At 61.1% G+C, this 13,007-nt stretch carries 14 protein-coding genes; 9 read left to right on the forward strand and 5 right to left on the reverse strand.

Going from position 1 to position 13,007, the window contains the following annotated elements:
• Positions 1–8: 8 nt before the first annotated feature.
• Genes AWT75_RS03425 through thrB form a run of 3 tightly spaced genes read left to right on the forward strand, consistent with a single transcriptional unit; the run spans position 9 to position 2,033 of the window.
• On the forward strand, positions 9–737 hold the full coding sequence (locus AWT75_RS03425; protein WP_045847807.1) for an LOG family protein: 729 nt from the start codon (positions 9–11) through the stop codon (positions 735–737).
• 24 nt (positions 738–761) lie between these two features.
• Positions 762–1,085: a DUF2782 domain-containing protein gene (locus AWT75_RS03430; RefSeq protein WP_062787343.1), complete on the forward strand. Its 324-nt coding sequence runs from the start codon at positions 762–764 to the stop codon at positions 1,083–1,085.
• Between the two features lie 9 nt (positions 1,086–1,094).
• Positions 1,095–2,033 (forward strand): homoserine kinase, encoded by a 939-nt coding sequence (gene thrB / locus AWT75_RS03435; protein WP_045847731.1) that lies wholly within the window; start codon positions 1,095–1,097, stop codon positions 2,031–2,033.
• Between the two features lie 51 nt (positions 2,034–2,084).
• On the opposite strand, the gene AWT75_RS03440 is transcribed toward thrB, so the two are convergent.
• Positions 2,085–2,852: a LysR family transcriptional regulator gene (locus AWT75_RS03440; RefSeq protein WP_338021286.1), complete on the reverse strand. Its 768-nt coding sequence runs from the start codon at positions 2,850–2,852 to the stop codon at positions 2,085–2,087.
• Entirely contained in the window at positions 2,768–2,950 is a 183-nt protein-coding gene (locus AWT75_RS22590) for a LysR family transcriptional regulator (protein ID WP_239689448.1), read from the reverse strand. Before AWT75_RS22590 ends, AWT75_RS03440 begins: the two co-directional genes overlap by 85 nt.
• A gap of 156 nt (positions 2,951–3,106) precedes the next feature.
• Here AWT75_RS22590 and AWT75_RS03445 point away from each other — a divergent pair, with 156 nt between their 5' ends.
• Positions 3,107–4,138, forward strand: coding sequence for a YeiH family protein (locus AWT75_RS03445; RefSeq protein ID WP_062787346.1), 1,032 nt, complete (start codon positions 3,107–3,109; stop codon positions 4,136–4,138).
• Positions 4,139–4,391: 253 nt separating this feature from the next.
• On the opposite strand, the gene AWT75_RS03450 is transcribed toward AWT75_RS03445, so the two are convergent.
• Positions 4,392–4,580, reverse strand: a complete 189-nt coding sequence (locus AWT75_RS03450) for a YbdD/YjiX family protein (protein WP_045847728.1) — start codon at positions 4,578–4,580, stop codon at positions 4,392–4,394.
• Positions 4,573–6,639 carry a carbon starvation CstA family protein gene (locus AWT75_RS03455; RefSeq protein WP_045847727.1) on the reverse strand — a complete coding sequence of 689 codons (2,067 nt, stop codon included), beginning with the start codon at positions 6,637–6,639 and terminating at the stop codon, positions 4,573–4,575. The genes AWT75_RS03450 and AWT75_RS03455 overlap by 8 nt, the downstream gene beginning before the upstream one ends.
• A gap of 167 nt (positions 6,640–6,806) precedes the next feature.
• Between AWT75_RS03455 and AWT75_RS23780 the strand changes: the two genes are divergently transcribed.
• From AWT75_RS23780 to hemF, 5 genes are all read left to right on the forward strand, one after another.
• Positions 6,807–7,118 (forward strand): response regulator, encoded by a 312-nt coding sequence (locus AWT75_RS23780; protein ID WP_275575676.1) that lies wholly within the window; start codon positions 6,807–6,809, stop codon positions 7,116–7,118.
• Positions 7,061–7,513, forward strand: a complete 453-nt coding sequence (locus tag AWT75_RS23785; protein ID WP_275575677.1) for a winged helix-turn-helix domain-containing protein — start codon at positions 7,061–7,063, stop codon at positions 7,511–7,513. Before AWT75_RS23780 ends, AWT75_RS23785 begins: the two co-directional genes overlap by 58 nt.
• The gene (locus AWT75_RS03465) at positions 7,510–8,871 is read left to right on the forward strand and encodes an ATP-binding protein (protein WP_045847725.1); all 1,362 of its coding nucleotides are present in this window, start codon (positions 7,510–7,512) and stop codon (positions 8,869–8,871) included. Before AWT75_RS23785 ends, AWT75_RS03465 begins: the two co-directional genes overlap by 4 nt.
• Positions 8,872–8,988: 117 nt before the next feature.
• Positions 8,989–9,819, forward strand: coding sequence for an alpha/beta hydrolase (locus AWT75_RS03470; protein WP_045847724.1), 831 nt, complete (start codon positions 8,989–8,991; stop codon positions 9,817–9,819).
• 429 nt (positions 9,820–10,248) lie between these two features.
• Positions 10,249–11,157 (forward strand): oxygen-dependent coproporphyrinogen oxidase, encoded by a 909-nt coding sequence (hemF, locus tag AWT75_RS03475; RefSeq protein WP_062787416.1) that lies wholly within the window; start codon positions 10,249–10,251, stop codon positions 11,155–11,157.
• A 1-nt stretch (position 11,158) separates the two neighbouring features.
• Here hemF and AWT75_RS03480 read toward each other — a convergent pair whose 3' ends face one another.
• Positions 11,159–12,754, reverse strand: coding sequence for a sensor domain-containing diguanylate cyclase (locus tag AWT75_RS03480; RefSeq protein WP_082695927.1), 1,596 nt, complete (start codon positions 12,752–12,754; stop codon positions 11,159–11,161).
• Positions 12,755–13,007 lie beyond the last annotated feature (253 nt).

Raw genomic sequence — 13,007 nt, forward strand, 5'->3', positions numbered from 1 at the left:
GGCAAATGATGAGCTTGTCCGATAAATTGCCGCAGACCAGTGATCGTTACGACAAGATGCAGCGCTTCCGCTCGCGCGAGGCGTGGCATGTGATGAAGATCATGTCGGAGTTTGTCGACTCCGCCGAAGAACTGCAAGGTATCACCCCGGCAGTCAGCATCTTCGGCAGCGCCCGTACCCCGCGTGACCACCGCTATTATAAGCTGACCGAAGAGGTTGCCCGTCTTCTTTCTGATTCCGGCTTTTCTGTCATTTCCGGCGGAGGCCCCGGCATCATGGAAGCCGCCAACAAGGGCGCGTTTTATGGCAAAAGCCCGTCGGTGGCGCTGAATATCGTGCTGCCGCACGAACAGAAGCCCAACGAATACCAGGACCTGTCCGTCAAGTTCAACCACTTCTTCAGCCGCAAGGTGATGTTCGTCAAGCATGCCATTGCCTATGTGGTGATGCCGGGCGGCTTTGGCACGCTGGACGAGATGTTCGAGGCGCTGACGCTGATCCAGACCGGCAAGAGCCGCAAGATCCCCATCATCCTGTGCTGTAGTGATTTCTGGATCGGTCTGATCGACTGGGTGAAAAATCATCTGGTAAAAGAAGGTATGATCAACCCGGAGGACGTGGACCTGATCCAGCTGATCGACGAACCCGGCCAGATTGTGGAAACCATCTTCAAGCACTACGAAACCCGCGGCTTCGAGGCCTTGCCGGAAGAACGCGAAAAACTGCTCAATCTATAACACCTTCACCAAGGACCCATCCACATGCGCCGCTCTCTCGCCCTGCTGGCCTTGCTGCCCCTGTCCGCAGCCTGGGCCGAAACACCGACGGCACCCGCCACGGTACCGCCCCCGCCCACTATCTCGCAGGATGCTGCCGGGGTGGCAGAGCCGGAAGTGCGCATCATCCAGCGTGGTGATGAAAAGATCGAGGAATACCGCCTCAACGGCCAGCTCTACATGGTGAAGGTGACGCCGTCCATCGGCTTCCCCTATTACCTGATGGATGAAGAGGGCAACGGCAACATGAAGCAGGTGGACCCGAATCGCCGCATCAATATCCCGCAATGGGTTCTCAAGCGCTTCTGAGGAACAGGAATGTCGGTTTACACCACCGTCAGCGATGACATGATGCAAGGCTGGCTGAGCCGCTATGCGCTCGGCCAGCTGGTCGAACTCAAAGGCATTGCCGCTGGCGTCACCAATACCAATTACTTTGTCACCACCACCCATGGCCGTTATGTTCTCACCATCTTTGAAACCCTGAAGCTGGAAGAACTGCCCTACTACCTGACCCTGATGAGCCATCTGGCCCGTCACGGCGTGGCCTGTCCGGCCCCGGTGGCAGACAATACCGACCAGTTTGCCTCGCTCTTGGCCGGCAAGCCGGCCTGTCTGGTGAGCTGCCTGTCCGGTGCCGACATCAGCCAGCCCAATGCAGCACAGTGTCACGCCGTGGGCGAAATGCTGGCGCAAATGCATGTGGCCAGTGCCACCTTCCCGCGCAAGATGCGCAACCCGCGCGGCCCGCGCTGGTGGAGCGACACCGCTGCCGCCATGTATCCCTACATGGATGAAGCCGATGCGGCCAGCCTGCGCGAAGAAGTGCAATTCCAGGACAGCCACCGCTTTGATCACCTGCCCAGCGGCGTGATTCACGCCGACCTGTTCAAGGACAATGTGCTGATGGACGGCGACAAGATCGCCGGTTTCATCGACTTCTACTACGCCTGCAACGACATCCTGCTGTACGACGTGGCGATTGCCCTGAATGACTGGACCCGTCTGGAAGACGGCAGCATAGACGCACAACTGGCAGCCGCCTTCCTGGCAGGTTACCAGTCGGTCCGCCCCCTGACGGCGGAAGAGAAAAAGGCCTGGCCGGTGATGCTGCGTGCCGCAGCACTGCGCTTCTGGACTTCGCGCCTGCTCGACCTCTATCAGCCGATGGATGGCGAACTGACCTACACCAAGGACCCCAAGGTGTTCCAGCGTCTGGTGGAAGCCCATCGCCAGCGCAGCGATTTCTGGCTGTAAACCGGCACTGTCACACCCATCACAGGCTGCCTTGTGCAGCCTGTTTTTGCTTCAGCCCTGATTGAACACCGTCATGCCGCGCGTTTGCCCCTTGTCCTTGTGGGTGATGCGGTACAGCGTGCGGTGCAAGGTGGGCAGCGGTGCCAGCACCGCGACAATCTGCCCGCTGTCCAGCAACTCCTGCACCACGTGCAAGGACAGGCAGCTCACCCCCAGCCCGGCGGCCACCGCCCGTTTGATGGCTTCCGAGTGCCCCATGTCCATTACCTCGCCAAAGCTGCCCACATGTGGCAGCAGCAAGCGCTCCACTTCTTCGCGGGTACCTGAGCCGCGCTCGCGCAATACCCACTGTGTTTCTGCCAGTTGCGCCAGGCTGACCGCGCCTTGCGCCAGCGGGTGACTGGTGGCGGCAAACACCAGCAGGGTGTCGTCCTGCCAGGGTTCCACCACGATATCCGGGTGATGACACGGCCCTTCGATAAAACCCATGTCCACCTTGAAACCGGCCACTGCATCGACAATATCCGCAGTATTGGCCACCATCAGCTCCACCCTGGCCTGGGGATGCTGCTGGCGGAAACGGGCGATCTGCTGCGGCAACAGATAATTGCCAATGGTGGTACTGGCCCCCAGCCGCAGATGCATGGCGGCATGGTCATCAAACAGATGCTGCATGTCCTGTGCCGCATCCAGCATGGTGCGGGCGCGTGGCAGCAGCAGGCGGCCATGCTCGTTCAGCAGCAGCCTGCGACCGATGCGGTCGATAGGGCAACGCCCAGGCCGGCCTCCAGCGCTGCCAGCGCCTGACTGGCGGCGGATTGCGTCAGCGCAATCGCCCCGGCTGCTGCCGTGACCGTACCCGCTTCGGCAATGGCGACAAACACTTCCAGTTCACGCAGGCTCAAACGTAATGCCATGACCGCTTTCCTTGCTGGGCCAGCGGGCACAAGGTGCCGTTGGCCGTTATATATTAATAATTCTAATTATTTGTAGAAATTTTATCCGTTTTTCAACTTCATTGCTGGCGCGTATGGTGAGGACATCAGGGCAAGCGCCCTCACCGGAACACCATCATGACTTCCCTTGCACAAAAAATACCGGGTCTGCTGCTGGTACTGCTGCTGGCCGTGCTGGCACAATTTGCCGCAGGCTTGCCACTGTTCAGTCAACTGGGGCTGTCCGCCCTCACCATCGCCATTGTCGGCGGCATGCTGCTGGGCAATACGCTGTACCCGCTTCTGGCCACACATGGCCACCATGGCGTCACGTTTGCCAAGGGGCAGATCCTGCGGCTGGGCATCATCCTGTTCGGCTTCAAGCTGACGTTTCAGGACATTGCCGCCGTTGGCATCAGCGGCATCCTGATTGATGCCTGTGTGCTGAGCTCCACCTTTGCGCTGGCTTACTGGCTGGGGCGTCGCAAGCTGGGGCTGGACGAGCAAAGCGTCATCCTGATTGGCGCGGGCAGCTCGATTTGCGGTGCTGCCGCCATTCTGGCCACCGAGCCGGTGGTGAAAGCCCATGCCGAAAAAGTAGCGGTGGCGGTGGCTACCGTGGTGGTATTCGGCACGCTGGCGATGTTTCTCTATCCGCTGCTGTTTGCGCTGACGCAGGCTTTGGGCGTGTCCGAATTTGCCTACGGTGTGTTTACCGGCTCCACCGTGCACGAGGTAGCCCAGGCGGTAGCGGCCGGGCGGGCGGTGAGCGAGCAGGCAGCCAATAGCGCAGTGATTACCAAGATGATCCGGGTGATGATGCTGGCACCGTTTCTGTTGATCCTGTCGGCCTGGCTGGGCCGTCGCCATCAGGCCGGCAGCAAGGAGGCGCGCCGCATCACCATTCCGTGGTTTGCGCTGGGTTTTCTCGCCATGGCCGGTTTCAACTCGCTGCACTGGCTGCCGCAAGCCTGGGTCGCCCAGCTGATTGCACTGGATAATCTGCTGCTGGCCATGGCCATGGGCGCACTGGGCCTCACCACCCACTTTTCCGCCATCCGCCGCGCCGGAACCAAACCCATGCTGCTGGCCAGCGCGCTGTTTGGCTGGCTGCTGGTCGGCGGCACGCTGATCAACAGTGGCATCAGCTATCTGTTACACCAGCTGTGAAACACGGCATGCAATAAAAAACCGCCCGGAACCGGGCGGCTTTTCAGGCTGCGGACAACGTTATGTGGTGCGATTGTACTGGACCCGGCAAAGCCGGGCCTTTCGACTAACTCATCGATTTCATAGCCTTGCCGTCTATTCCCTATCCCCTCACCCTTTCCCTGAAAGGGAGCCTCGCTGTCCTTGCAGGCAGCGAGAGGAAGAATCGAAAAACCGCCCGGAACCGGGCGGTTTTTCTATGGCTGACGGGTAATCAGCACGGGCACTTTTTCATCGACTTGCCACCATAACGCTCGGACTGGCAGTGGGCGAAAAAGTCCTCGCGGCTCATCACCGGCGCGTTGGGGCTGAATCGGCGGCGACTGGCAACGTATTTGTCGTAGTCCTTCACCCCCACCATCAGCCGCGCCGCTTCGGTCAGCTGACGTAACCATTCAGACATTGGCTTCTCCCTGACGGTAAGCCGCCGGCACTTCCTTGGTGGTGACCCACTTCACGGCCAGCGCCTTGCGGATGACATTGACGGAGAACACCAGCATGGCCACCACCACGGCAATGAACATGGCGGTCAGCGTGGCATCCACATAATCATTGAAGATGATCTGGTGCATCTGTGCCAGGTTTTTCGCCGGAGCCAGCGACTCACCCTTGGCGGCAGCCGCGGAGAACTTGTCGGCGTGGGCGAGGAAGCTGATCTTGGGGCTGCTGTGGAACAGCTTTTGCCAGCCGGCCACCAGGGTGACAATCAGCAGCCACAGGGTAGGCACGGCAGTCACCCACACATAGCGCAGCTTCTGCATCTTGATCAGCACCACGGTGGCCAGGATCAGCGCAATGCCGGCCAGCATCTGGTTGGCAATGCCGAACAGCGGCCACAGCGTGTTGATGCCGCCCAGCGGATCCACCACGCCCTGATACAGGAAGTAGCCCCAGCCGGCCACGGCCAGGCCGGTGGCCACCAGGTTGGCGCCCCAGGATTCGGTATTGGCCATCGGCTTGATGAAGATGCCCAGCAAATCCTGGATCATGAAGCGCAGCACGCGGGTACCGGCGTCGATGGTGGTGAGGATGAACAGCGCTTCAAACAGGATGGCAAAGTGGTACCAGAAGGCCATCATGGTCTTGCCGCCGATCACGCCGGACAGGATGTGCGCCATGCCCACCGCCAGTGTCGGAGCGCCACCAGCACGGGACAGGATGGTGGCTTCGCCCACGTCCTTGGCCATTTGCGTCAGCACATCCGGGGTAATGACAAAGCCCCAGCCGGAAATTACCTGGGCCGCATCCACCGCCGTCTTGCCGATGACGGCGGCCGGGCTGTTCATGGCGAAGTACACGCCCGGGTCCAGCACGCAGGCGGCAATCAGCGCCATGATGGCGACAAAGCTTTCCATCAGCATGGCACCGTAGCCGATGGCGCGGGCATGGGTTTCGTTCTCGATCAGCTTGGGCGTGGTGCCGGAAGCCACCAGCGCATGGAAGCCGGAAACCGCACCGCAGGCGATGGTGATGAACAGGAAGGGGAACAGGTTGCCGGCGAATACCGGGCCAGTGCCGTCAATGAACTTGGTGAGCGCCGGCATGTGCAGGTTGGGTGCCACCACCAGGATGCCGATGGCCAGACCGACGATGGTGCCGATCTTGAGGAAGGTGGACAGATAGTCACGCGGGGCCAGCAGCAGCCATACCGGCAGTACCGAGGCAATGAAGCCGTAGCCGATCAGGATCCATGCCAGCGTGGTGCCCTGGAAGGTGAACAGCGGGGCCAGCGTCGGGCTGTGTGCCACATCGCCACCGTAGACAATGGCCAGCATCAGCAGGATGAAGCCGATGACTGAAATCTCGCCGATCTTGCCCGGACGGATGAAGCGGGTATACACCCCCATGAACAGGGCAATCGGAATGGTGCAGGCAATGGTGAAGGTGCCCCACGGGCTGCCGGCCAGCGCCTTGACCACCACCAGCGCCAGTACCGCCAGCAGGATGATCATGATCATCAGGATGCCGATGGAGGCAATCACGCCGGGAATGGGGCCCAGCTCCAGGCGGATGATTTCGCCCAGCGACTTGCCGTCACGGCGCATGGACAGGAACAGCACCAGGAAGTCCTGTACCGCACCGGCCAGCATCACGCCGACCAGAATCCATAAAGTCCCCGGCAGATAACCCATCTGCGCGGCCAGCACCGGGCCCACCAGAGGACCGGCACCGGCAATGGCGGCAAAGTGGTGGCCGAACACCACCCATTTGTTGGTCGGCACGTAATCCAGGCCGTCATTATGCTTCTCGGCCGGGGTCAGACGGCGCGGGTCCAGCTCCAGCACCTTGTCGGCAATGAAACGGCTGTAGAAACGATAAGCGATGGAGTACACCGACACGGCAGCCACCACCAGCCAGATGGCATTGACCGGCTCTCCCCGGTTCAATGCCACCACGGCAAAGGCGATGGCGCCCGCCAGGGCGACGGCAATCCAGATTGCCCATTCCTTTAAGCGTTGCATGTGATTTTCTCTGTCCTTGAATTAATCTTGGGCATGCCCGCAGGCCTGCCTGAATGCGCAGAAAACGCGTGTTTCATTCTGTTCGCATGGAATCGGAATTACAAGCCATCTGCCAGTGCGGGTATACATAGTGATACTATTTGTGGATTGTTTATTGCAGATCGCGCATGGCACCGCACATTCTCATCATTGAAGATGACATCCACCTGTCGCAACTGATCGCCGCCTACCTGACCAAGCATGGTTATCAGGTCAGCCAGCACGGTCGTGGCGATACCGCCGCCGATGTCATCCTGGACACCCGCCCCGACCTGGTCATTCTGGACGTGATGCTGCCCGGCAAGGAAGGCTTTGATGTCTGCCGCGAAGTGCGGCTGCGTTATCACGGCCGCATTCTCATCATGACCGCGCGCATGAAGACGTGGACGAAATCCTGGGGCTGGAACTGGGGGCCGACGACTACCTGGCCAAGCCGGTAGAGCCGCGCCGCCTGCTGGCACGGGTACGCGCACTGCTGCGCCGCGGTGTGGCAGAAGAAGACCATGTGGAAACCGGCGACAACGACGAACTGGTATTCGGCCAGTTCAACATCAGCCAGGGCACCCGTGCCGCCTATCTGAGCGGCGAGGAAATGGAGCTGACCACAGCCGAATTCGACCTGCTGTGGCTGCTGGCCAGCCATGCCGGGCAGGTACTGTCGCGCGACGACATCATGAACGAATTGCGCGGCATCGGTTTTGACGGGCTGGACCGCTCCATCGACGCCCGCATTTCCCGGTTGCGCAAAAAACTGGGCGACAGCCCCGATTCGCCCACCCGCATCAAGACCGTACGCGGCAAGGGCTATCTGTTCTCGCGCAGCGACTGGGAATGATCCACCTCCCCCGCCTGCGGCCCGACCGCAAGAATCGCAGCGCCAAACCGTCGCTGGCCACCCTGTTTGCCCGCTATTTCATCATTGCCATGGCGGCAGAGCTGGCCATCATCATCGGTTTTGCCTTCATGCTGGGCAAGCTGTACCAGAATAGCGACAGTGAAAACGCCCGGCGCATGCTGGACGGCCCGGCATCGCTGCTGGTGCAGGAGCTGCAACGCGTGCCGGTGGCGGCGCGCGAACATGCGCTGCCGCAACTCACCCGCCACTTCAGTTATCCGGTCAAGCTGATCAGCAGCCTGCCTGCCGACCTGGACCCGGAAAGCAAACAGAACTTTGCCACCGGCAAAACCTATCTGGATTTCGACAACAACCTGCTCTACATCCCGCTGCCGGACGACAAGCGCATGTTGCTGCTAGGCCCGCTGGATGCCACCCCCAATAGCAACGACAGTGGCTGGATTACCGAGGACATCGAGGTATTGCTGCTGTGGATCGTGTTTACCGGCAGCACGCTGGGCCTGTTGATGTACTTCTACCTGCGGCCGATGTGGCGCGACCTGGTATCGGTACGCGATGCCGCCGAGCTGTTTGCCAATGGCGACTTCCACGTGCGTACCCCGCAGGCCCACAGCCGGCTGTTTGCCCCGCTGTCCACCGCCCTCAACAGCATGGCCGCCAGGCTGGAACGGCTGCTGGAAATGCATCAGGCCATGAGCCACGCCGTGGCGCATGAAATCCGCACCCCCATTGCCCGCTTGCGCTTTGGCCTGACCATGCTGGAAGAAGAGGACGACGAAGACGAACGTCGCCGCTACAGCGACGGCATGGAACGCGACATGCAGGAGCTGGAAGAGCTGATTACCGCCAGCATGGAATACGCCAAGCTCAACCGTGGCGAAGCCATCCTGCAACGCGAGCAGGTGGATCTGTACGAATGGTTTGACGACCTGATTGACCTGGTGCAGCCGCTCAAGCCGGCGGGCATCCGTCTCAGCATGGACTGCGCACGCGGCGAAGCCGCCTTTGACCGCAAGCTGATTTACGTCGCCAGCCGCAACCTGCTGCTGAACGCCTTCAAGTATGCGCAACATCAGGTTCACCTGATTGTGGAACGTCAGGGCACCATGCTGGAAATTCAGGTGGATGATGACGGCCATGGCATTCCCGAAGCCGACCGGGAACGCATTTTCGAACCCTTCCGCCGCCTGGACCGCAGCCGCGACCGCGCCACCGGCGGCTATGGCCTTGGCCTGTCTTATGTCCGCCTGATAGCCGAACACCATGGCGGTAGCGCCTTTGCCGGCACCAGCCCCCTGGGCGGTGCCCGTCTCACCCTGCGCATTGCCCTGAGCTAAATCGCACAGGTCACACAGGTCACAGCTTGTCACAAAGCCGTGACACGAAGGCGACAGACCCGCAAGCAAGCTTCCCGCATAATGCAATCTGTTAATTTTTGTGTATGTGGAATTGCCATGCGCTCTACCCGACCTGCGGCCCTGCTGATCCACGGCCTTGGTGGCACTGTTTATGATCTGGGCTCGCTGGGCCGTACCCTGGAAGACGTCGGCATCGTCACCCATGCCCCGCTGTTGCCCGGCCACGGCACCGAACCGGAAGAGCTGCTGGACATCCGCTGGACCGACTGGATAGAAAGCATGCGCGCCGAATACCGCGCGCTGAAGCAACGTCACGGCGTAGTGCATCTGGCTGGCGTATGCCTGGGTGCACTGGTGGCGCTGGAAGTGGCACGGCTGGAAAACCATCAGGACAAACTGGCACTGTATGCGCCACCGGTATTTCTGGATGGCTGGAGCCTGCCGCGCCTGACCTGGTTGCGCCCCCTGGGTTACATCCTGCCCGGCATGGCACGCCGCATGCGTATTCCGGAAGCCGAGCCCTTCGGCATCAAGAACCCGCGCATCCGCAAGCTGATCCAGCAGCGCTTCGAGCGTGGCGAGCGTTTCCACTACCCCTATGTGCCGCTGGCCTGCATCCGCGAAGTGGACAAGCTGCGCCGGCAACTGCTGCCGCGCCTGGGCCAGATCACCTGCCCGACACTGATTGTGCATGCCGACGAAGACGACATCACCAGCCCGCGCTCGGCACACCATCTGCAGAAACATCTGGGCGGACCGGTCGACTTCATGCCGCTGTCCGACAGCTATCACATGATTCTGGTGGATAACGAACGCATGGCGGTACTGGCGCGCAGCGTGGACTTCTTCCAGTCCAGGCCTGCCAACCGTCCTGCTGTCAGCAGCAGCCCGCAAGAAAACTGGCAGGCCAGCCCGGTCACCGCCTGAGCGGCAAACTGCCATGCCTGAACACGGGCCGCCACGTCAATGCGTGGCGCGTTTTGCATTTCCGGGTGGCAAAGTTCCCTTGCTTCATGTTTTGCAACACACTCGGCCGCATTGTCATTCACCGTCACCAAGCAGGCACAACCCGGGCACACAGCCAAGACGCTAGCCGCACAGTGCCCATGCGGGCTTCTGTCACACTGTCTTCCATGCTTCAGCCTTGCCACGGACACCCCCGAGCCCGTGACGCGCTTTTGCTTTGTATCTGTAAGGCCTGGCAACAGGCCTGTACTCCTCTGTCCTTTGTGTGACGATGTGCGACCCGCCCTTACCGGCGGGTTCTTTTTTTGTCCGTCTCCCCGCCGCATGCCGCTGCAGCAGCAGGAATCCCCCTGCTACAATGCCAGCCACACCACCATCCAGGATATTGCAATGAGTCATCCCCACGCCAACGAGGTGAAAGCCTTTTTGCTGCAACTGCAAGACCGTATCTGTGCCGCGCTGGAGCAGGCCGATGGTCAGGGCCGTTTTGTCGAGGACGCCTGGCAGCGTCCGGCAGGTGGTGGCGGGCGCAGCCGGGTGCTGAGCAAAGGCGCGGTATTCGAGCAGGCCGGGGTGAATTTTTCGCATGTCAGCGGCGATGCACTGCCGGCGTCGGCAACCGCACATCGCCCGGAACTGGCTGGCCGCCGCTTTGAAGCCATGGGCGTGTCACTGGTCATCCACCCGGAAAACCCGCACGTGCCCACCAGCCATGCCAATGTGCGCTTTTTCATTGCCGAAAAGGACGGCGCCGAGCCGGTATGGTGGTTTGGTGGTGGCTTTGACCTCACGCCCTTCTATCCGGTGGAAGAAGACGTGATCCACTGGCACACCGTGGCGCGCGATCTGTGCCAGCCTTTTGGTGCCAATGTGTATGCCGATTACAAGAAATGGTGCGACGAATACTTTTTCCTCAAGCACCGCAACGAAGCCCGTGGCGTGGGCGGGCTGTTTTTTGACGACTTGAACGCCTGGGGCTTCGAACGCAGCTTTGCCTTCATGCAGGCGGTAGGTCAGGGCTTTGTCGAGGCTTATGTCCCCATCGTGGACAAGCGCAAGGCCACCCCATGGACCGATGCACAGCGCCAGTTCCAGCTGTACCGCCGTGGCCGCTATGTGGAATTCAACCTGGTATGGGACCGTGGCACACTGTTTGGCCTGCAAACCGGAGGCCGCACCGAATCCATCCTGATGTCCATGCCACCGCTGGTGCGCTGGGAATACGGCTACCAGCCGGAACCCGGCAGTGCAGAAGCCGCACTGTACGAGCGCTTCCTGCCCGCCCGCGACTGGGTGTAGTTCAGTTCCCTTGCGCCGCCGGGCCTTGCCAGTGCAGGCAGACCCGGTTGCGCCCTTCCTGCTTGGCCCGGTACATGGCGTCGTCGGCGCGCTTGAGTACATCACTGGCATGGCGGTCGTCCGGCAACACCACGGCACAACCCATGCTGGCCGTGACCGGCTCCGGCAGGCCCAGCTTGCTCCAGTGCAGCTTCTCCAGCTGCAAGCGCAAGCGCACTGCCGCCTTCATCGCGTCCGGCAGGTCTGTAGCCGGCAACACCAGCACAAACTCCTCACCGCCCAGCCGGGCCACGCGGTCTTCATTGCGCAATAGCCGCAGCGCCAGCCTTACCAGCACCTTGAGTACCGTATCGCCTACGGCGTGGCCGTGGCTGTCGTTGACCTTCTTGAAGTGGTCCAGATCCACCATCACCAGCGCAAACACCGTGCCTTGCGTCTGGTAGTCCTGATACAGCTGCGCCAGCAAGGACTGGAATGCGCGATGGTTGAGCGCCCCGGTCAGAGCATCATGTTCGGACAGGCGGCGCAGTTCGCGGTTGAACTGCCAGGTACGCGTCAGCAACAGCAAGGCCAGCCACAACAGCACGGCCGCCACCACACCCGGTGCGCAGCCACGGGTCACCTCCAGTGCCAGCCAGTAATTGGGCAGGAATTGCAGCACCCGCATGCCGGAGTCGCCCAGCGCATACACCCGCACATGGGCGGTCGGGCTGGCGGCGTACGTTGGCATCACCGGCAACAACTGCAGGTTTTCCTGTGGCAGGGGGTGATCATCGCTGGTGGCCACCACCTGGTTCTGGCGATTGAGCAGGTACAGGCTGCCTGCCGGGGCATCCAGCTGACGCAGCAACTGGTTGAGGGTATTGAGCCCCACATCCATGCACAGCACACCCCGGAACTGCCCCGCCACCCATACCGGCTGGCTGATGGTCAGCATCGGGCCCTTGCCGGCCTGGTCGATATACACCGGTGTGATCACCCGCTGGCCGCGCGGGTTGACTGCCGGTTCTGCCAGCCGCCAGAACTGACCCTGAGGGGTGTTGGCGCTGTAGTGATAGGACGTTGCCGGCGTGAAGGGATAGAGATAAATGAACTGGCGGGCGGAGACATAGTAAACCCAGTCCACACCGTGTTCGCCCAGATGCTGATAAGCCATCTGCATCATCGGTGTCAGGCCCAGCACCACGGCCATTTCATGCCGTGCAGCCGCATCCAGCGCAGCCGCCTGTCCCAGGCCGGTGAGGTTGCCCGGCTGCAGGCCGGATGCCAGGGTGGGCCGGGCATCCAGCGCATAAAAACCCTGCCCCGGTGCATTGCGCAGCCAGGACAGCACGGCCTGCTGATCCTGCCCGCCATCGCCCTGTTTCAGTTCGCTGACGGCATCGGCGTGGATGATGTCGATGAAACCGTCAATGCCGTCAAAATGTTGCTCCAGGCTGCTGACCGCCCGATGGGCATACTGATTGGCCAGACTGAGCGCGCGGCTGTAGGCAAACCAGCCATTGGATAGCAGTAACAGCACGATCAGCAGCAACAAGCCGCTACGAAATGCTGACTGATGATCCAGTACCGTCTCGCCCAACCACATCCTGCGCATCTTGCCCACCCGCCCGCTTTGCCTCTGCCTGCATCACACCGTACTTTCGATATGTTGACAAGTAATTGCGGTTAATAAATTCGTGGGTGCAACAGCGTGCGCCGTATGGTTGGGTTACACATGCACAACGGGCCCGCAAGGCCCGTTTCCAGGCTGCTGACAAAGTGATTTGGTGCGATTGCACCGGACCCGGCAAAGCCGGGCCTTTCGATGAAGTGGCTGATTCCGCAGCCTCCCATCGATTCCCTATCCC

The organism is Aquitalea pelogenes, from assembly GCF_001515305.1.
Taxonomy (GTDB): Bacteria; Pseudomonadota; Gammaproteobacteria; order Burkholderiales; family Chromobacteriaceae; genus Aquitalea; species Aquitalea pelogenes.

Excerpts from the sequence above, each read along its gene's own strand:
- AWT75_RS03425 (WP_045847807.1), top strand. The coding sequence starts at position 9 with ATGAGCTTGTCCGATAAATTGCCGCAGACCAGTGATCGTTACGACAAG.
- AWT75_RS03430 (WP_062787343.1), top strand. The coding sequence starts at position 762 with ATGCGCCGCTCTCTCGCCCTGCTGGCCTTGCTGCCCCTGTCCGCAGCC.
- thrB (WP_045847731.1), top strand. The coding sequence starts at position 1,095 with ATGTCGGTTTACACCACCGTCAGCGATGACATGATGCAAGGCTGGCTG.
- AWT75_RS22590 (WP_239689448.1), bottom strand. The coding sequence starts at position 2,950 with ATGGCATTACGTTTGAGCCTGCGTGAACTGGAAGTGTTTGTCGCCATT.
- AWT75_RS03445 (WP_062787346.1), top strand. The coding sequence starts at position 3,107 with ATGACTTCCCTTGCACAAAAAATACCGGGTCTGCTGCTGGTACTGCTG.
- AWT75_RS03450 (WP_045847728.1), bottom strand. The coding sequence starts at position 4,580 with ATGTCTGAATGGTTACGTCAGCTGACCGAAGCGGCGCGGCTGATGGTG.
- AWT75_RS03455 (WP_045847727.1), bottom strand. The coding sequence starts at position 6,639 with ATGCAACGCTTAAAGGAATGGGCAATCTGGATTGCCGTCGCCCTGGCG.
- AWT75_RS23780 (WP_275575676.1), top strand. The coding sequence starts at position 6,807 with ATGGCACCGCACATTCTCATCATTGAAGATGACATCCACCTGTCGCAA.
- AWT75_RS03465 (WP_045847725.1), top strand. The coding sequence starts at position 7,510 with ATGATCCACCTCCCCCGCCTGCGGCCCGACCGCAAGAATCGCAGCGCC.
- AWT75_RS03470 (WP_045847724.1), top strand. The coding sequence starts at position 8,989 with ATGCGCTCTACCCGACCTGCGGCCCTGCTGATCCACGGCCTTGGTGGC.
- hemF (WP_062787416.1), top strand. The coding sequence starts at position 10,249 with ATGAGTCATCCCCACGCCAACGAGGTGAAAGCCTTTTTGCTGCAACTG.
- AWT75_RS03480 (WP_082695927.1), bottom strand. The coding sequence starts at position 12,754 with ATGCGCAGGATGTGGTTGGGCGAGACGGTACTGGATCATCAGTCAGCA.